The sequence below is a fragment of the Azospirillum brasilense genome (genome assembly GCF_001315015.1).
GTDB classification, from domain to species: domain Bacteria; phylum Pseudomonadota; class Alphaproteobacteria; order Azospirillales; family Azospirillaceae; genus Azospirillum; species Azospirillum brasilense.
The window spans coordinates 1,229,356-1,247,944 of record NZ_CP012914.1; the positions used below are offsets into that span (position 1 = coordinate 1,229,356).

Here is an 18,589-nt window from a genome sequence, read left to right on the forward strand (position 1 = left end):
TAACCCTCCCCCGCTGACGCAGGGGAGGGGATTAAGCCCCCTCTCCTGCGAAGCGGGGGAGGGAAGGGGCCCGCGGCGAAGCCGTGGGAAGGGTGGGGGCAAGAACCTTTCCATAAAAGATACCCCATGCCCCAACACTCTCCCGCCCTGGAAACCCGCGGCGTCAACAAGTGGTTCGGTGCCAACCACGCCAACCGCGACGTGTCGCTGGCCGTGCCGAAGGGCACCATTCACGGCGTGATCGGCGAGAACGGCGCCGGCAAGTCGACGATCATGAGCATCGTCTACGGCTATCTGCCCGCCGACGGCGGCGCCATCCTGGTGGACGGCCGCCCGGTGGCGGTGCGCAGCCCGCGCGATGCCTTGGCCGCCGGGATCGGCATGGTCCACCAGCATTTCATGCTCGTCGATCCCTTTACGGTGCTGGAGAACGTGCTGCTGGGGGCGGAGGGCGGCGTCACCCTGGCCGCCGGGATGGCGCGGGCGCGGGTGGAGATGACCCGGCTCGCCCGCGACTACGGGCTGGAGGTCGACCTCGACCGCCCGGTCGGTGAGCTGCCGGTGGGCGCTCAGCAGCGGGTGGAGATCCTCAAGGCGCTCTACCGCGGCGCCGACATCCTGATCCTCGACGAGCCGACCGGCGTCCTCACCCCGCAGGAGACCGACCACCTCTTCCGCATCCTCCGCGCGCTGCGCGAGCAGGGGAAGACGGTCGTCATCATCACCCACAAGCTGCGCGAGATCATGGAGCTGACCGACAACGTGACGGTCATGCGCCGCGGGCAGGTGGTGGCGAACGTCGCCACCGCCCGAACCAGCCGCGAGGAACTGGCCGAGCTGATGGTTGGGCGCAAGGTGCTGCTGCGGGTGGAGAAGGCGCCGGTCACGCCCGGCCCGGCGGTGCTGGAGGTCGCCGGCCTGCGCGTGCGCGATGGCGCCGGGGTGGAGCGGGTGAAGGGCGTCGGGCTGACCGTGCGCGCCGGGGAGATCGTCGGCATTGCCGGCGTGTCGGGCAACGGTCAGTCCGAGCTGCTGGAGGCGCTGGCCGGGATGCGCCGGCCGGCCGGCGGTTCCGTCCGCCTGCGCGGGGAGGAACTGACCGCCACGCCCGAGCGCTTCACCGCGCGGGGGCTGCGCGCGCTCGGCGTCGGCCATGTGCCGGAGGATCGGCAGCGGGTCGGCCTCGTCACGAGCTTCGAGGCGCAGGAGTGCGCGATCCTCGGCCACCAGGGTGATCCGGCCTTCAACGGGCGACTGCTGATGGACCGCCGCGCGCTGTTCGACCGCTGCGCCGCCGAGATGGACGCCTACGACGTGCGCCCGCGCGACCCGCGCCTGCCCGCCGCCAACTTTTCCGGCGGCAACCAGCAGAAGATCGTCCTGGCCCGCGAGATGGAGCGGAACCCCGACCTGCTGCTGGTCGGCCAGCCCACCCGCGGCGTGGACATCGGCGCCATCGAGTTCATCCACCGCCGTCTGGTGGCTCTGCGCGACCAGGGCAAGGCAATTCTGCTGGTGTCGGTGGAACTGGACGAGATCCGCGCCCTGTCCGACCGCATCCTCGTCATGTTCGACGGCCGTCTGGTGGGCGAGGTCGCCCCGGACGACGCGGACGAGCGGCGCCTCGGCCTGATGATGGCCGGGGTGGCGGAGGCAGCGTAAGGTTGACCCCGAACGCTCCCGCTTGCGCTGGCCCCGTGCGCGGGGCACTTTCCAGTGGGCAGGGACGTTCGAGCCGTCCGGCTGGTGAACGGGCGTGACCACGGATGGAGCCGGGATGGCGCAGGACGCGGCGCAGGGGGTGACGAGCCGGGGCTTCGGCCGGCCGGGCGAGGTGCCCGGCTGGGTCGGCTACGCGCTCCTGCCGCTGCTGAACCTGCTCGCTGCCCTGGTCCTGTCCGGGCTGGTCATCCTGGTGATCGGCGAGAACCCGCTGGACGTGCTGGCGCTGCTGGTGACCGAGGCGGTCGGTTATCCCGAGGCCATCGGCTACACCCTCTACTACACAACCAGCTACATCTTCACCGGGCTGGCGGTCGCCATCGCCTTCCATTGCGGGCTGTTCAACATCGGCGGGGAGGGGCAGGCCTATCTCGGTGGGCTGGGGGCCGGGCTGGTCGGTCTGGCGCTGACCGGCTGGCCCTGGCCGGTGGCGGCGCTGGGGGCGGTGGCCCTGTCGGCGCTGTTCGGGGCGGCCTGGGGAGCGGTTCCCGGCTGGCTCCAGGCCAGGCGCGGCAGCCACATCGTCATCACGACGATCATGTTCAACTTCATCGCCGCGGCGATCATGACCTATCTGCTGGTGGACGTGCTGATCCGCCCCGGATCGCAGTCGCCGGAAACGCGGGAGTTCGATCCCGGCGTCTGGCTGCCGACCATGGACCGGGCGCTCGGCTGGATCGGCGTCGCCATCCCGGCCTCGCCGCTGAACCTGTCCTTCCTGTGGGCGCTGGCCTGCTGCGCGCTGTTCTATCTGTTCCTGTGGCGGACCCGCTGGGGCTACGAGATCCGCACGGTCGGGCGGAACGAGCGGGCGGCGGTCTACGCCGGCATTTCCCCGGCGCGGAACATCATCCTCGCCATGGCGATCTCCGGGGCGCTTGCCGGCTTCGTCGGTGTGAACGAGATCATGGGGGTGCAGCATCGCATTCTGCTGAACTTCACCGGCGGGGTGGGCTTCGTCGGCATTGCCGTGGCGCTGATGGGGCGCAACCATCCGGTGGGAATCATCCTGGCGGCGCTGCTGTTCGGCGTGCTGGCGCAGGGGGGCGGGCAGGTGTCCTTCGAATACCCCACCGTGAACCGGGAGCTGGTGATGGTCATCCAGGGGCTCGTCATCCTGTTCGCCGGGGCGCTGGAGAACCTGTTCAAGCCGCGGGTCGAGGCGCTGTTCCGCCGCCGCGGCGGAGGCCATGATGGGGGAACAGCGCATGGATGACGCCCTGCTCGTCGTCCTGCTGCTGGCCGACGCCACCATCCGCGTGGCGACTCCGCTGGTGCTCGCCGCCTTCGCCGCGCTGTACAGCGAGCGGGCGGGGGTGGTGGACATCGGGCTGGAGGGCAAGATGCTGGCCGGCGCCTTCTTCGCCGCCGCCGTCGCCTCGTCCACCGGCAACCCCTGGCTGGGGCTGGGCGCCGCCGTCGCCGCCTCGGTGGCGCTGGCGCTGGTCCATGGCTTCGCCTGCATCACCCACAAGGGCAATCAGGTGGTGTCGGGCATGGCGATCAACATCCTGGTCGCCGGGCTGGCGCCGACTCTGGCCTACGCCTGGTTCCGCCAGGGCGGCCAGACTCCGCTGCTGCCGGGGGAGGCCCGGCTGCCGCAGGTCCATCTGCCGGGGGTCGAGGCGCTGTCCGGCATCCCGGTCCTCGGTCCCGTCTACCGGGAGTTGATCGACGACGCTAACGTGCTGATCTGGCTGACCGTTCTTCTGGTGGTGGCGACCCACTGGGTGTTCACCCGCTCGCGCTTCGGGCTGCGGCTGCGCGCGGTGGGGGAGAACCCGTCAGCGGTCGACACGGCGGGTCTGTCGGTCACGCGGTTGCGCTATCAGGCGGTGATCGTCACCGGGGTGCTGACCGGCATCGCCGGCGCCTATCTGTCCACCGCCCACGGCGCCGGCTTCGTGCGCGACATGACGGCGGGCAAGGGTTATCTGGCACTGGCCGCGCTGATCTTCGGGAAATGGCGCCCTTGGCCGACCTTGTTCGCCTGCCTGCTGTTCGCCTTCACCGACGCGGTGCAGGTCCGCCTGCAAGGCGTGCCGCTGCCGGTGGTGGGGGTGATCCCGGTGCAGTTCATCCAGATGCTGCCCTATGTGCTGACCGTGCTTCTGCTCGCCGGCTTCGTCGGCCGGGCGGTGGCGCCCCGGGCCAGCGGTGTCCCCTACGTGAAGGAGCGGTGATGGGCGAACCGACCGAATCCCATGGCGCATTGATCGCCGCCGCCCGCGACGCGATGGCGCAGGCCTACGCGCCCTATTCCCATTTTTCGGTTGGCGCGGCCATTTTGGGCGCATCCGGGCGCATCCACGCGGGGGCGAACGTGGAGAACGCCGCCTACCCGCAGGGTCAGTGCGCCGAGGCCTCGGCCATCGGGGCGATGATCCTGGCCGGGGACCGTAGCATCCAGGCGATCGCGGTGATGGGCGGCCAGACCGGCGACGGCCGGCTGTGCACACCCTGCGGCGGCTGCCGCCAGCGCCTGCGCGAGTTCGCCCGCCCTGACACGCCGATTCATGTCTGTGGACCGGAAGGGCTTCGCCAAACGTTTCGGTTGGACGAGTTGCTGCCGCACTCCTTCGGCCCCGACAATCTCGACTTCTGAGGGGAACTGACCGCCATGACCGCCGCACGCGCCGCCGCGGAAATCCTGCACCGGGTCCCCGGCTTCCGGCCGCGGGTGGGGATCGTGCTCGGCTCCGGCCTGGGCGGGGTCGCCGACCGGATCGAGGGGGCGACCGTCATGCCCTACGGCGACCTGCCCGGCTTCCCGCTGCCCAGCGTCGAGGGGCACATGGGCCGGCTGGTGCTGGGCCATCTTGGCGGCCAGCCCGTCGCCTGCATGCAGGGCCGCGTCCACGCCTATGAGGGCAACGGCTTCGACGCGCTGAAGACGGCGGTCCGCGCGCTGAAGCTGGCCGGCTGCGACACGCTGGTGCTGACCTGCGCCGCCGGCTCGCTGCGGGTGGAGGTCGGGCCGGGGCGGCTGATGGCGATTTCCGACCACATCAACATGCTGGGCGCCAACCCGCTGACCGGCCCCAACGAGGACAGCTTCGGCCCGCGCTTTCCCAGCATGACCGACGCTTGGGACCCGGCCCTGCGCGCGCTGATGCGGCGCCGGGCGCTGGAGCTGAACATCGATCTGGTCGAGGGCGTGTACGCCGCCTATCCCGGCCCCTCCTTCGAGACGCCGGCCGAGGTCCGGATGTTGAAGGTCCTGGGGGCGGACGCGGTCGGCATGTCCACGGTGCCCGAATGCATCGTCGCGCGGCATTGCGGCCTGCGGGTCGTGGGCTGCGCGGTCATCACCAACCTGGGGGTGGGACTCGGCGACGGGCCGGTGGACCATGACCAGACCCTGCGCGCCGCTTCGGCCGCCGCCTCCGACCTGGAGCGGCTGCTGGCCGGCTTTCTCGACGGGCTGAACATAGACGAAGGACGCCGGTCATGAAACTTCCCGCCGATCTGCAACGGGCGCTCGACAGCGCGGCCACCGTCAAGGCCGACGCCAAGGGGGCCGGCCGCGCCGTCGGCCTGCTCGACCTGACCAGCCTGAACGACGACGACACCGAGCAGACGGTGGAGGCGCTGTGCAAGCGCGCCGTCACCCCCGCCGGCAAGGTCGCCGCGGTGTGCGTCTGGCCCCGCTTCGTCAAGACCGCGCGCAAGGCGCTGAAGGGCAGCGGCGTGAAGATCGCCACCGTCGTCAACTTCCCCTCGGGCGAGGCGGACGCGGCGACGGTGGCGGCGGAGACCAAGGCGGCCATCAAGGACGGCGCGCAGGAGATCGACGTGGTGCTTCCCTACCGCGCCTTCATCGACGGCGCGCGCACCCAGCCGATGAACGTGATCCGTGCCTGCCGCGAGGCCTGCGGGAGCGACGTGACGATGAAGGTGATCCTGGAGTCCGGCTGCTTCCCCGATCCGGAGCTGCTGGCCTGGGCGGCCCGCGATTCCATTGCCGCCGGGGCGGATTTCCTGAAGACCTCCACCGGCAAGGTGCAGCCGGCGGCGACGCTGGAGGCGGCGGCGCTGCTGCTTCACGTCATCCATGAGTCGGGCAAGCCGGTGGGCTTCAAGGCGGCGGGCGGCATCCGCGACGCCGACGGGGCGGCGGCCTTCCTGGCGCTCGCCACCGCGATCCAGGGCAAGGGCTGGGCCAAGCCCGACACCTTCCGCTTCGGCGCGTCGGCGCTGCTGGATTCGCTGCTCGCCACCGCCGGCCATGGCGGCAAGGGTGAGGGAAAAGGCGAGGGCAAGGACAAGGACGGCAAAGACGGAAAGGGTGACGGCAAGGGCGGTGGGGTGGTTGCCCAGCCGGCCACCGCCGGCTATTGATCCGCGCGACAGACCAGACCACGGAACGGACGCACGGATGCTTCCCCAGGAACTGATTCGCAAGAAGCGCGACGGCGCATGCCTGGACGCGGCGGAGATCGGCGCCTTCGTGCGCGGCATCACCGACGGCTCGGTGACCGAAGGGCAGGCTGCGGCCTTCGCCATGGCCGTCTTCTTCCGTGGCATGACGCTGGAGGAGCGGGTGGCCCTGACGCTCGCCATGCGGGATTCCGGGACGGTGATGCGCTGGGACCATCTGGATCTGCCGGGACCGGTGGTCGACAAGCATTCGACCGGCGGCGTCGGCGACAAGGTCAGCCTGATCCTCGCCCCGGCGCTGGCCGCCTGCGGCGGCTTCGTGCCCATGGTGTCGGGCCGCGGGCTCGGCCACACCGGCGGCACGCTCGACAAGTTCGAGAGCATCCCCGGCTACCGCGCCAAGCCCGACCGGGCGACGCTGGAGCGGGTGGTGAAGGAGGTCGGCTGCGCGGTGATCGGCGCCACCGACGACATCGCCCCCGCCGACCGCCGGCTCTACGCCATCCGCGACGTGACGGCGACGGTGGAGACCATCGACCTGCTGACCTCCTCGATCCTGTCGAAGAAGCTGGCGGCGGGGCTGGACGCCCTGGTGATGGACGTGAAATTCGGCTCCGGCGCCTTCCTGCCCGACATCGCCAAGGCGCGGGAGTTGGCCGACAGCCTCGTCACCGTGGCCGAGGGCGCCGGGCTGCCCACCGTCGCCCTGCTGACCGACATGAACGAGGTGCTGGGCCTGACCGCCGGCAACGCGCTGGAGATGCGGGAGTGCATCGACATCCTGCGCGGCGGCGCGGCCGACTCCCGGCTCTACGAGGTCACCGCCGCCCAGGCCGCCGAACTGCTGGTTCTGGCCGGGCTGGCGCCGGACGTCGCGGCGGGGCGCGCCCGCTTCGACCAAGCGATGAGCAGCGGGCAGGCCGCCGAGCGCTTCGCCCGCATGGTCCACGCGTTGGGCGGCCCGGCGGACCTGCTGGACGCGCCGGACCGCCATCTGGACGCGGCCCCTGTCGTCCAGCCGGTCTTCGCCGAGCGGGCGGGCGTGGTGGCGGCCATCGACGTGCGGGCGGTCGGCATCGCCGTGGTGGCCCTGGGCGGCGGGCGGACCAAGACGACCGATCCCATCGACTTCGCGGTCGGGCTGGCCGACGTCGCCGGGTTGGGCGCCTCGGTGGGGCCGGCGGAGCGTCCGCTCGCCGTCGTCCACGCGCGCAGCGCGGCGCAGGCGAAGGACGCGGCGGCGCTGCTCCGCCGCGCCTTCACCGTGGCCGACACCGCCCCGTCGGCCGGGCCGCTGATCGCCGATCGCATCCGGCTGTAACATGCCGGCTTACGCGGCGCGGCGTTCGTCCTCGGTTTGCCGCGCCCGCACCGGCCCGACCAGCGCCTCTGCGGCACGGCGGCCCGAGATGACGCAGGCCTCCACCCCCGGACCGGGGAAGACCCCACCGCCGGCCAGCAGCAGGCCGGGCAGCGGCGACTTGGTGGGGAGCGCCGGATCGGTGCCGTAGATCGCCCCCTCCGTCGTGTGGGCGTAGCGGGCGAAGGTGGCGGCGCTGGCGTCCTGCCGGTGCAGGATGTGGCGCTCCAGCTCCGGGATCACGGCGGCGGCGGCGGCGATCATCGCGTCGCCCTCCCGCGTTTTCCGCGCGCGGTAGCCGGGGGCGGAGCGGTCCCAGGCGCCGCCCACCGGGTCGAGCCGCATCAGCGTCAGCGAGGCGCAGCCCGGCGGCGCGAGACTTGCGTCGTGGGCGGAGGGCAGGGCTACCGCCATCCCGGCATCCTTCAGAAAGGTCATGGCCGGCAGGTCGGGACGGATGTCCAGCGCCAGCGTGACCAGGAAGGCGGAGGTCGAAGGGCGCAGCGCCCGGCATCGCTCCACGCAACCGGCGGGCAGATGCTCTTCCCCCACCAGTTCCAACAGGGTTCGCCGCGCGTCGGCGTTGGAAATCACCGCTGCGGCGGTGATGCGCTCCCCGTCCAGAATCTCGACCCCGGCGGCCCGGCAACCCTCGACCAGGATGCGGCGGACGGGGGTGCGCAGCCGGACCTCGCCGCCCTTGGCGCGGATCGCCGCGACCAGCGCGTCGGCCAGCCGCTGCGATCCGCCCTCCGGATAAGCGCCGCCATCGAAGACATAGCCGAAGATCGGCGCCATCTGGGTGGCGCCCAGCCGCTCCGGCCGGTCCGACAGGTAGCCGGTCAGGCTGGACAGCAGGGCGCGGGCTCCGGCGTCGGGGACGTAATGCTCCAGCATCTCCAGAAAGCCGCGGTCCTGCCAGCGGAAGGCCTGCGGGCATTCCAGCGGGTAGGCGCGCATCGCCGCGACGCTGTCCGGGATGTGGGGAAGGCCGGTCTCGGCGCAGCCGCGGTAGAGGTCGCGGTAAACCCCGCGCATCTCCTCCAGAAAGGCGACGGCCCCGGCGGCGCTGCCGGGATGCTCCCGCGCGATCAGGGCGGCCAACCCCGCGGCGTCGTCGGGCAGTGGCTGAAGCACACCGTCGCGGACGATGCCGCGGGTCACCGGATGCCAGCGCACGCCGTCCGCCGCGCCGACCGTGCGCAGCAGATGCCCGAGCGGGCCGTCCGGACGGGTGCCGCTGATGTCATGCACCCCGGCGTCGAAGGTGAAACGCCCCACCGTCCCGTCGCGCAGCCGTACCCTGCGCTCCCAGGAGGAGCAGTAGCCGCCTGGCCGGTCGTGCGCCTCCAGGACGGTGACGCGGACCCCGGCCTCCGCCAGCAAGGCCGCCGCGGTCAGCCCGCCGATGCCGGCGCCCACGACGACGACGCCGTCCTTCTGCCCATGGACAGCGGGCGCGGGCCAGCGGTGCGGCTCCCGCTCGACCAGACGGCGGGCAAGGATCGGGGCAATGACCCGCTCCGGCAGGAAACGGCAAGCGGCGGCTTTCACCTTGGTGGCGAGTGTGGCGGTGAGCGAGGCTACGGTCGGCATGGCGGACCCTTGCGGTGATGGGGATGCCCGCCAGACTGTCCAAAGCGTCGGGCGGGGCCATCACCGATCCGCGAAAGGCCGGCTCCGCTTCGCCAAGCGCCCGCCCGTCGATTCACGAAGCGTGAATCGCCGGTGCCTTCCCCGGGCGATGTGGCGCGGGCCAGATCTGCGGTTGCGGCACTGGGCAGCGGTATGGTTGCTCAGATACTGTGCAATCATGACCCAAGCCGCCGCTCTTGCCGCCGCCGAAAACAACGATGACACCCGCCGTGCCATCGGCTGCTTCGTGCTGGCCATCTTCCTGTTCGCGGGCATGGACACGCTCATCAAATACTTGAGCAGCGGCTATCCGGTGGCGCAACTCATGTTCGCGCGGTCGGTGGTGGCGCTGGTGCTGGTCGGCGGCATTTCGGTGGCGCGCGGTGGCTGGGGCGGGATGCGCACCCGGCGGCCCGTCGCCCACGTCTTCCGCTCGCTGGCCGGGCTGCTGTCGATGGGTTGCTTCTTCTACGCCTTCCGGCATCTGCCGCTGGCCGAGGTCTATGTGCTGAGCTTCGCCGGGCCTCTGTTCATCACCGCGCTGTCGATGCCGCTGCTCGGCGAACCGGTGGGCTGGCGGCGCTGGGCGGCGGTGCTGGTCGGTTTCGGCGGCGTGGTGGTGATGGCCCGCCCGGAAGCCGACGCGCCGCTCCTGCCGATTGCCGTCGGCGTGGCCGCAGCCTTCTTCTACGCGTTGGCGATGATCGCGGTGCGCGGCCTGTCGCGGACGGAGAGCAACACGGCCATCGTCGTCTATCTGCTGCTGACCACCACGGTGGTGAGCGGCGTGGCGGCGATTCCCGACTGGGTGTGGCCGGGCGGGTTCGACCTCGGGCTGATGCTTCTGGTCGGCACGCTGGGCGGGGCGGCGCAGGTGCTGATGACCCAGGCCTTCCGCCTGGGCCGCGCCGCGGTGGTGGCGCCCTTCGAATACACGGGGATGATCTGGGCGACGCTGCTCGGCTTCCTGGTCTTCGGCGACGTGCCGACCCCCACGGTCCTGGCCGGGGCGGGGATCATCATTGCCAGCGGGCTCTACATCCTCTATCGGGAAACGCTGCGCCGCGGCGACTGACGGGTCAGGCGGCGGCGGGAAGCGCAACCCCGCCGTCGATGGCGCGCGGGCAGTCCGTCAGCGCGACGATCCGGCTGCGCTCCAGCACGCGCCGGATGCGCGGCGGGTGGTTCTCGAAGGCAATGGCGCCGCCGTGGTCGAGCACCGCGTTGCGCAGCGCCAGCAGAACGCCGATGCCGCAGGAATCGAGGACCTCCACCCGTTCCAGATCGACGCACAGGGTCACGGCCCGTGCCTCGGCGACGCGGCGGAGCAGCGGCGTCAGGCCGGGCAGGGCGGCGTGGTCGATCCGCCCCGACAGGACGGCCCGCAGCCCGCAGCCGCCCCGCGCCGTGGCGAAGGGGTGCAGGGTGACGGTGCTGTGCAACGGGGTGGGCCGCATGGTTCGGGGCGATTGTCCGGTTGGGGCGGCGGAAGGAACCACGGGAAGCGCGACTCTCCGGTGTCTGTTGCGTTGCGAAATTGTGAAAAGGCGCCGGGCCGCCGCTTGACAGCCGCGCGCCGGGCACACACTGTGCACACGAACGGCTGGGGTGCCTGCCGCAAGGCGGGCTGAGACCACACCCATCGAACCTGATCTGGGTCATGCCAGCGAAGGGAGCCAAGCGTTCGAGGCTGTGCCGCCGCTACACCCCAGGCCTCCTCGTCCTCGCGCGGTTCTTCGCCGGGCAGGAGGAGACATATCCATGCGGCGCTTCCTTTCCATCCTCTCGGCAACGATCTTTACGGCGGCCTTTTCGGCGTCCCTCCTGCCGGGCGCGGCGCGGGCGGGCGAGGCCTCGGTCCCCGTGCTGGTGCCGCTGACCGGCTTCCTGTCGCTGGAGGGGACGAGCCAGCGCAACGGCGCCGTCCTGGCGCTGAAGGACGCGCCTGCGGGCGTGGCGGTGCGGTCGGAGGTGATCGACACCGGCACCTCGCCGGAGGCCGCGGTCACGGCGCTGGAGCGCGCGGCGGGCGGCAAGGTCACGGCGGTGGCGGCCAGCATGCTGGGCACGCAGATGCTGGCGATGCTGCCGCTGGCCCAGGATTACGGCATTCCGCTGGTCACCGTGTCGGGCACGGCGAGCATCACCGAGCAGGGCAATCCCTGGGTCTTCCGCTTCTTCCCCGGCGACGCCGTGACCAAGGAGGCCCACGCCCGCTACGTGACGGAGGAATTGGGCAAGAAGCGCCCGGCGGTGATCTACCAGACGACCGCCTACGGGCAGAGTGGCAAGGCCCATCTGGAGCAGGCCTTCAAAAAGCTCGGCGTCGAGCCGGTGTTCGAGGAGGGGGTGGACCCCGCCGCCAAGGATCTGCTCCCGGTCCTGACCAAGGCGCTGGCCGCCAAGCCCGACGTGCTGGTGCTGCACCTGCATTCCGGCCCGACCGCCCTGTTCATCCGGCAGGCGGCGGCCAACGGGGTGGCGGTGCCGATCGTCGCCGGCTCCGCCATGCACCAGCCGAGCACGGCGGCGCTTCTGGAGCCGGCCGAGTTGAAGGGTGTCTGCGCCGAGACGGCGGCCTCGCCGATCTCCGGCGGCAGCCCGGAGGTGGAGGCCTTCACCGCCGCCTACCGCGCCGCCTTCAACGCGGAGCCGGACGCCTTCGCGCTCGGCCAGTATGACGGCATCCGCATGGTGCTGGCGGCGGTGCAGGGCGGTGCGGACAGCGCGGAGGCGGTGCGCAAGGCTCTGTCCGCCGGGACCCACCAGGGCCTCGCCATGACCTACAAGTCGGACGGCAAGGGCAACATGGCGCATTCCGCGGTGATCGTCTGCTACGACGGCGCCTCGCGCGTGCCGGCGATCGCCAAGCGCTACGACAACCTGACCGGCGTGGTGACCGGCATGGTGAAGTGAGCCAGCCTTGATCACCCTGCAGCTTCTCGTCAACGGCCTCGCCCTGGGTGCGGCCTACGCGCTGGTCGCGCTGGGCTTCGTGCTGGTGCTGAACGCCACCGCGGCGGTGAATTTCGCGCAGGGCGATCTCGTGATGGCCGGCGGGCTGCTCGGCGTGGCGCTGGCGCCCTATCTGCCGGGGTATCTGCCGCTGCCCGGGCTTCTCCTGCTGCCGGTGGTGCTGCTGCTGATGGCCGGGCTGGGTCTTGTGCTGGCAGCGGCGGCCTATCTGCCGCTGCGCCGCCGCCCGCCGGTGGCGGTCTTCATCAGCACCATCGCGGCGGGCATCATCCTGCAGAACGGCGCCTCCGTCCTGTTCGGGCCGGAGCCGCGGGCGGCACCGCCGCTGCTGGGCGGGGGAACGCTCGACCTTGGCGGGTTGGTGGTGGCGGAGCAGTCGCTGGCCATCATCGCCGTCGCCGCGCTGCTGATCGCCGGGCAGCAATGGCTGTTCGGGCGGACCCAACTCGGCCGCCGCTTGCGCGCCACGGCGCAGGACCCGGAGATGGCGCGGGCCTGCGGCGTGCCGGTGACGGCGATGATCCTGGTCACCTTCGCGCTGGGCACTGCTTTCGCCGGGGCGGCGGGCTTGCTGCTCGCCAACCGCTACTTCGTCACCCCCACGGCGGGCGGCGACTTGATCCTGAAGGCGTACATCGCGGTGACCATCGGCGGTTGGGGCTCCGTCCCCGGAGCGGTGGCCGGCGCGCTGCTGATCGCGCTGTTCGAGGTCGGGGTATCGTCGGTGTTGTCCTATCCGGTGGCGCTGGGGCTGCTCTACGCCACGCTGCTGGTCATTCTGGTCGTCCGTCCGCAGGGGCTGTTCGGCGAGGCGGCGCGGCGCCGTGCATAAGCTGCGGAAAGGAATGGCATTTGCCCCCACCCTGACCCTCCCCCGCTTCGCAGGGGAGGGGATGATGGTTGCGGGCTTGGCGGCGTACGCGCTGCTGTACGCGTCGCCCTACGGGCTGCGCGTGCTGACCGTGGCGGGGGTGTACGCGCTGGCCGCCATCGGGTTCCAGATCGTCTTCGGGCTGGGCGGCGCGCTGTCGCTGGCGCATGGCGCCTTCTTCGGGATCGGGGCCTACGTCACCGGCATCCTGGGCAGCCAATGGGGGCTTGGCTTCGCCGCGACCTTCCCGATGTCGTTGCTGGTGCCGCTGCTGCTGGCCCTGCTCGTCGGGCTGCCGGTGCTGCGGCTGGAATCCCATTACTTCGCGCTGGCGACGCTGGGCATCGCGCAGGTCGTTCACCTGCTGGCGGTCAACAGCCCCGGCCTGACCGGAGGCGCCAACGGATTGCCGGGGGTGCCGGGGATCGTCCTGTTCGGCTGGGCGGTGCCGCGCGGCCTGCCGCTGGCGGTGGTGGTCTGGGGCTTTGTGGCGCTGGGCGGCCTGCTCGCCTGGAGGCTGGCGCGCGGGCGCTGGGGGCGGGCGCTGACGCTGGTGCGCGATGACCCGCTGGCCGCCGGCACGCTGGGTCTGGACGTCGGCGGGCTGCGGCTGGCCGCCTTCACGCTGAGCGCCGTCTATGCCGGGGCGGCGGGAGCGCTGGCCGTGCACACCCAGCGCGTCGTCTCGCCGGAGGTGCTGGAGTTCCCCGTCATGGTCTCCGTCCTGACCATCGCCGTGGTCGGCGGGCGCGGACGGGTGGCCGGGGCGATCCTCGGGGCGGTGCTGCTGCTCCACCTGCCGGAGTGGTTCCGCTTCCTGGAGCGCAGCTATCTGATCGTCTACGGCGTGGCGCTGCTTGCCACCATCGTGCTGGCGCCGCACGGGCTGACCGGCCTGCTTGACCGGCTGTTCCCGGCCCGCCCAGCACCCCTGCCGAAGCCCGAAGCTCCGCCGGAAATGGCCATTCCGAATGGACCTTTGCTGCGGGTGGAAGGGCTGACCAAGGGCTTCGGCGGGGTGCGGGCGGTGGACGGTGTGTCGCTGACCCTGGAGGCCGGGACCATCACCGGGCTGATCGGCCCCAACGGCTCCGGCAAGACGACGCTGGTCAACCTGATCTCCGGCCTTGAGACTCCGGATGGCGGGCGGGTGTTGATGGGCAATGTGGATTTGGCGGGAAAGCGGCCCGACCGCATCGCCCGCGCCGGGATTGCCCGGACCTTCCAAGCGGTCAGCCTGCCGGAGGGCGCCAGCGTTCTGGCCGCCGTAGCCGCGGCGCGGCTGGAGCGCGACGGCTCGATCGCCCAGGCCGAGGCCCACGCCCTGTGGGCGTTGGAGCGGCTGGGCGCCGCGGACCTTGCCGCCAAGCCCTGCGCCGGTCTGCCCGCGGCGCTGCGCCGTCGGGTGGAGCTTGCCCGCGCGCTGGCCCGCCAGCCCGCCGTGTTGCTGCTCGACGAGCCGGCCGCGGGGTTGACCGACGGGGAGAAGGCGGAACTGGCCGGTCATCTGCGCGCCATCGCCGCCATGGGCACCGCGCTGCTGGTGGTGGAGCACGACATGGGCTTCCTGCTGCCGCTCGCCGGCCATGTGCTGTGCCTGGACCAGGGGCGCCCGCTCTACGAAGGCCCGCCGGATGGGGTGCGCAGCGACCCTGCCGTGGTCGCCGCCTATCTGGGGGAGGGGGCGTGATGAGCGAACCCCTGTTGCAGGTCGAGGGGCTGACCGCCGGCTATGGCGGGGCGTTGGCGGTGGACCGCCTGTCGCTGTCCGTGGGAGCGGGGGAGGCGGTGGCCCTGCTGGGCGCCAACGGGGCGGGCAAGTCCACGCTGCTGAAGGCCATCCTCGGCCTCGTCCCGGCGACCGGCGGGCGGGTTCGGCTGGCCGGGGAGGAGATCGGCGCCCTCGCTCCGGAACGGCGGGTGCGCCGCGGCCTGGGCTATGTGCCGGAGGGGCGGCGGGTCTTTCCCGGCATGAGCGTGCGCGACAATCTGGAGGTGGCGAGCTGGCTGGGCCGGGCCGGGCGCGCTCAGGACCTGGAGCGCGTCTTCGCCCTGTTCCCGGCGCTTGCGGGCAAGGCGGAGGAGCGGGCATGGCGCCTGTCCGGCGGGCAGCAGCAGATGCTGGCGGTGGCCCGCGCGCTGATGGGCCGCCCGCGGGTCCTGCTGCTCGACGAGCCGTCGCTCGGCCTGTCGCCCAAGCTGGCCGGGGAGGTCTTCGCCGCCGTCCGCGCCATCGCCGTGACCGGGACGGCGGTTCTGCTCGCCGAGCAGAGCGCCGCCCGCGCCCTGTCCGCCGCCGAGCGTGTCGTGCTGCTGCGCCTTGGCCGGGCGGTCCATGACGGGCCGGTGGAAAATCTGCCCACCGACGCGCTGCGGGACGCCTTTTTGGGAGGCTGATTTCGTTGGAGAGGGTGGTGCCGGACGCAATTCGGCATTGCGGCAACAGGCCGGGATCTTTGTCGTGACTTTCTCGTCTTGCGCTTGCCGATCCCGGATGGCGGGGCTAGCTTCCGGCGTCGCCCTGCCCGTAAGGATTACCTCTGCCATGTTGGACAAAGCCGTCGCTGCTGCACTCTCCTCCCTTCTTCTGCTGGGCGCCGCCGCCGCCCACGCCGATGGGGCGCAGGTGGCGGAGCTGGTCCCCGTCAACCCGCCGACCATGTATTACCCGGCGCCGTCCTCGGGTCCCGCGCCGGCGCCCCGCACCGTCGGGCCCTCGGCGCCCGCCGCCGCCGATCCGGCCGAGAAGACCGGGCCGGCCGAGCTTGAGGACGGTTGGGAAGGCGGCCCGTCGCGCGACCGGGACGGCAAGTTCGCCTATTGCGCCATCGAGGGCCGCTTCGACACCGGCCATGTCCTGATGATCGCGCGGAACATCAAGGGCGAGGTCAATCTCGGCATGGGCATTCCCGGCGCCGAGCTGCCGGGCGGCGAGCAGTGGAAGGTCAAGGTCGTGGTGGATGGCAAGCTGACGCGCGAACGCCGCGCGCTGGCGCCCAAGCCGGACATGCTGGTCATCCCCAACGGCAAGGACGAGGAACTCTACACCGCCCTGATGAATGGCAAGGAGGTGGTGTTCTCCTCCGACGCCGACCGCATGGCCTTCGCCCTGAAGGGCACCAAGAAGGTGCTCACCGATCTGAAGACCTGTGTGGACAAGGCCGGCGCCGTCCCGTCCATCGACACCCGCACCAAGAAGGTCGCGACCCGCCCCGACGAACTGCCGGAAGGGCTGGCCGACCTGCTGAAGGCGGCCGGCGTGCGCGACGTCAAGCGCGTGTCGCTGGAGAATGTGCCGAAGGGTGAGCGTCCCGCCGACATGGCGTGGCGCATCGGCCCGATCGTCGGCGGCATCCGCGAGCGGATGGTCGAGGAGGGCTCCAAGTTGGAGGACCTGTCCGCCGGCTACGTCGACGCGATGAAGAAGCGCTGCGAAGGCGGCACGCCGACCGCGTCGCTGAGCGCCGTCGAGGACCTTCCCGGCCTGATGCTGCGCACCGGATCGGTGGACTGCGCGCTGAAGGAAGGCAAGATGCACGTCTCGCTGACCTTCTTCCTGTCGCCGGGCCGCTTGTTCACCATCCTGTTCCACGAGGCGCAGGAGGCCGACATCGGGCTGGCCGACAAGGTGCGCGACAATCTGGCGGAGGTGCTGCGCCGCCTCGCCGTCAATCCGCCGTCTGCCCAGCCTTCGGCTCAGCCATCCGGCGCCTTCCCGGCTGCGGCCCAGACGGGCAAGCCCTAAAGGGTTAGGGCCGCGCCGCGCGGTTGACGGCGCGGAGGCAGGGTACACATTGTCCGGCATGCCGGATGACATGACGGGAATCCGGGGCGCCGCGGGGGAAGCGGCCGGCGCCCTGACCAGAGCGCGAAACCCCGGCCGGCGGTTCCTCAGGGTGCTGACACGGCGGAGCCTGCGCGACAGCGTCCTGGGCGTGTTGATGCTCGCCGGGGCCATCGGCGCCGGGGTCGGGCTGGCCGTGGCCATGCTGCATGAGTCCGTGGTCTGGACGCAGTCCGTCGTCTTTTCGGTGGCCCATGGGCAGGATCTGGGCGAGGCCGCGCTGGCCGACCCCTGGCGGACCCTGCTGGTTCCCGCCGTCGGCGGCCTGCTGCTCGGCGTGATGGTGAAGCTGGTGCGGCGCTGGCGCTCCAACGACATCGTCGATCCCGTTGAAGCGAACGCGCTCTACGGTGGCAAGATGTCGCTGATCGACAGCCTGCGCCTGACCCTGGCGACCCTGCTGTCCAACGGCTCCGGCGCGTCGGTGGGAATGGAGGCGGCCTACACCCAGGCGGGGGCGGGCATCGCCTCGACGCTCGGTCAAAAGCTCCATCTGCGGCGGGCGGATCTGCGCACACTGGTCGGCTGCGGAGCGGCGGCGGCCATCTCCGCCGCCTACGGCGCGCCGCTGGCCGGCGCCTTCTACGCCTTCGAGCTGGTCATGGGCGGCTACACCATCGCCACGCTGGCCCCGATCGGGGCGGCCTCGGTGGCCGCGGTGGCGGTGGCTCATTGGCTGTCCGACCCGTCCCCGGCCCTGTTCTTCGGCCGTCCGGCGGCGGTGGAGGGCTGGGATTATGTGGCCTGCGGGGTGCTGGGCTTCCTGGCGGGCTGGCTGAGCATCCTCGCCATGCAGGCGGTGACGGTGGCCGAGCGCGGCTTCCGCGCGCTGCCCATCCCCGTCTGGGCGCGCCCGGCGCTGGGCGGTCTCGCGCTCGGCGCGCTGGCCCTGGTGGTGCCGCAGGTGCTGGGGGCCGGGCCCGGCGCCGACCCGTCGCAGCTGGCCCGCGGGCTTGAGGCGATGGCGGTGCTGCTGGCCGCCAAGATCGTCGCGTCGGCCCTGTCGCTCGGCTCCGGCTTCCGCGGCGGGCTGTTCAGCGCCTCGCTGCTTCTCGGCGGGCTGTTCGGCGGGCTGGCCTATGGGGTGGTCGAGCTGCTGGTGCCGGGACTGGGGCTCGACCGGATGCTGCTGGTGCTGGCCGGCATGGGGGCGGTGGCCGCCGGCATCATCGGCGCGCCGGTCACCATGGTGCTTCTGGTGCTGGAGGCGACGCAGGATTTCTGGGCGGCGTCCGGCGTGCTGATCGGCGTGCTGGTGTCGACCACCGTGGTCCGGCAGGCCTTCGGCTACTCCTTCGCGACGTGGCGCTTCCACCTGCGCGGCGTGCCGATCCGCGGCGCCTACGACGTCGGCTGGGTGTCGGAGCTGACGGCGATGCGGCTGATGCGCGGCGACGTGAAGACGATCCTGACCACCCAGACGCTGGACACGCTGCGCCGCCTGCACCCGTTGGGCGCCGCCAAGACCGTCTTCGCGGTGGAGCCGGACGGGTCCTACGCCGGCATCATCGACATGGGCGCGGTGCACGACCCGTCGCTCGGCGAGGAGGACGCAAAAACGCCGGTCAGCGAACTGGCCAAGCACGCCGACGACTTCCTGCGGCCGGGCGACGACGTGCGCAGCGTGCTCCAGCGCTTCTGCAGCGCCGAGGTGGAGTCCCTGCCGGTCGTGACGTCGCCCACCGACCGGCGGATCGTCGGCTACGTCACCGAGGCCTACGCCCTGCGCCGCTACAGCCAGGAGCTGGAGCGGCAGCGCGGCGAGGAGCTGGGAGAGCGCAGCCTGTACGGGCGGGACTGA

General features: G+C 71.7%; 16 protein-coding genes and 1 riboswitch. Of the genes, 14 read left to right on the forward strand and 2 right to left on the reverse strand.

Features of this window, described 5'->3' with window-relative positions:
* Positions 1 to 126: 126 nt before the first annotated feature.
* From AMK58_RS05585 to deoA, 7 genes are all read left to right on the forward strand, one after another.
* Entirely contained in the window at positions 127 to 1,662 is a 1,536-nt protein-coding gene (locus AMK58_RS05585; protein ID WP_035672720.1) for an ABC transporter ATP-binding protein, read from the forward strand.
* Between the two features lie 115 nt (positions 1,663 to 1,777).
* Positions 1,778 to 2,938 carry an ABC transporter permease gene (locus AMK58_RS05590; RefSeq protein WP_051140177.1) on the forward strand — a complete coding sequence of 387 codons (1,161 nt, stop codon included), beginning with the start codon at positions 1,778 to 1,780 and terminating at the stop codon, positions 2,936 to 2,938.
* The gene (locus AMK58_RS05595) at positions 2,931 to 3,905 is read left to right on the forward strand and encodes an ABC transporter permease (protein WP_035672746.1); all 975 of its coding nucleotides are present in this window, start codon (positions 2,931 to 2,933) and stop codon (positions 3,903 to 3,905) included. Before AMK58_RS05590 ends, AMK58_RS05595 begins: the two co-directional genes overlap by 8 nt.
* Positions 3,905 to 4,327, forward strand: a complete 423-nt coding sequence (cdd, locus tag AMK58_RS05600) for a cytidine deaminase (RefSeq protein WP_035672722.1) — start codon at positions 3,905 to 3,907, stop codon at positions 4,325 to 4,327. The genes AMK58_RS05595 and cdd overlap by 1 nt, the downstream gene beginning before the upstream one ends.
* Positions 4,328 to 4,342: 15 nt before the next feature.
* Complete coding sequence (locus tag AMK58_RS05605; protein WP_035672724.1) at positions 4,343 to 5,176, forward strand: purine-nucleoside phosphorylase; 834 nt, start codon at positions 4,343 to 4,345, stop codon at positions 5,174 to 5,176.
* Positions 5,173 to 6,063: a deoxyribose-phosphate aldolase gene (gene deoC, locus AMK58_RS05610; RefSeq protein WP_035672727.1), complete on the forward strand. Its 891-nt coding sequence runs from the start codon at positions 5,173 to 5,175 to the stop codon at positions 6,061 to 6,063. The genes AMK58_RS05605 and deoC overlap by 4 nt, the downstream gene beginning before the upstream one ends.
* 37 nt (positions 6,064 to 6,100) lie before the next feature.
* A complete protein-coding gene (gene deoA, locus AMK58_RS05615; RefSeq protein ID WP_059398707.1) occupies positions 6,101 to 7,423 on the forward strand; it encodes a thymidine phosphorylase in 1,323 nt (440 codons plus the stop codon).
* A 9-nt stretch (positions 7,424 to 7,432) separates the two neighbouring features.
* On the opposite strand, the gene AMK58_RS05620 is transcribed toward deoA, so the two are convergent.
* Entirely contained in the window at positions 7,433 to 9,058 is a 1,626-nt protein-coding gene (locus AMK58_RS05620) for a phytoene desaturase family protein (protein ID WP_236778183.1), read from the reverse strand.
* A 217-nt stretch (positions 9,059 to 9,275) separates the two neighbouring features.
* On the opposite strand from AMK58_RS05620, the gene AMK58_RS05625 reads away from it, so the two are divergent.
* Positions 9,276 to 10,172 (forward strand): DMT family transporter, encoded by an 897-nt coding sequence (locus tag AMK58_RS05625; RefSeq protein ID WP_035672753.1) that lies wholly within the window; start codon positions 9,276 to 9,278, stop codon positions 10,170 to 10,172.
* 4 nt (positions 10,173 to 10,176) lie between these two features.
* On the opposite strand, the gene AMK58_RS05630 is transcribed toward AMK58_RS05625, so the two are convergent.
* On the reverse strand, positions 10,177 to 10,554 hold the full coding sequence (locus tag AMK58_RS05630) for an STAS domain-containing protein (protein ID WP_035672756.1): 378 nt from the start codon (positions 10,552 to 10,554) through the stop codon (positions 10,177 to 10,179).
* Positions 10,555 to 10,691: 137 nt separating this feature from the next.
* Positions 10,692 to 10,789, forward strand: a riboswitch (TPP riboswitch).
* A gap of 69 nt (positions 10,790 to 10,858) precedes the next feature.
* On the opposite strand from AMK58_RS05630, the gene AMK58_RS05635 reads away from it, so the two are divergent.
* The 6 genes from AMK58_RS05635 (at position 10,859) to AMK58_RS05660 (ending at position 18,589) form a co-directional block, all read left to right on the forward strand.
* Positions 10,859 to 12,013, forward strand: coding sequence for an ABC transporter substrate-binding protein (locus tag AMK58_RS05635; protein WP_035672758.1), 1,155 nt, complete (start codon positions 10,859 to 10,861; stop codon positions 12,011 to 12,013).
* Positions 12,014 to 12,020: 7 nt separating this feature from the next.
* Positions 12,021 to 12,905 (forward strand): branched-chain amino acid ABC transporter permease, encoded by an 885-nt coding sequence (locus tag AMK58_RS05640; protein ID WP_059398708.1) that lies wholly within the window; start codon positions 12,021 to 12,023, stop codon positions 12,903 to 12,905.
* 13 nt (positions 12,906 to 12,918) lie between these two features.
* Positions 12,919 to 14,634 (forward strand): branched-chain amino acid ABC transporter ATP-binding protein/permease, encoded by a 1,716-nt coding sequence (locus AMK58_RS05645; RefSeq protein WP_059398709.1) that lies wholly within the window; start codon positions 12,919 to 12,921, stop codon positions 14,632 to 14,634.
* The gene (locus tag AMK58_RS05650) at positions 14,634 to 15,341 is read left to right on the forward strand and encodes an ABC transporter ATP-binding protein (RefSeq protein ID WP_035672772.1); all 708 of its coding nucleotides are present in this window, start codon (positions 14,634 to 14,636) and stop codon (positions 15,339 to 15,341) included. The genes AMK58_RS05645 and AMK58_RS05650 overlap by 1 nt, the downstream gene beginning before the upstream one ends.
* A 148-nt stretch (positions 15,342 to 15,489) precedes the next feature.
* The gene (locus tag AMK58_RS05655) at positions 15,490 to 16,689 is read left to right on the forward strand and encodes a hypothetical protein (RefSeq protein ID WP_059398710.1); all 1,200 of its coding nucleotides are present in this window, start codon (positions 15,490 to 15,492) and stop codon (positions 16,687 to 16,689) included.
* Between the two features lie 151 nt (positions 16,690 to 16,840).
* Positions 16,841 to 18,589 carry a chloride channel protein gene (locus AMK58_RS05660; protein ID WP_236778184.1) on the forward strand — a complete coding sequence of 583 codons (1,749 nt, stop codon included), beginning with the start codon at positions 16,841 to 16,843 and terminating at the stop codon, positions 18,587 to 18,589.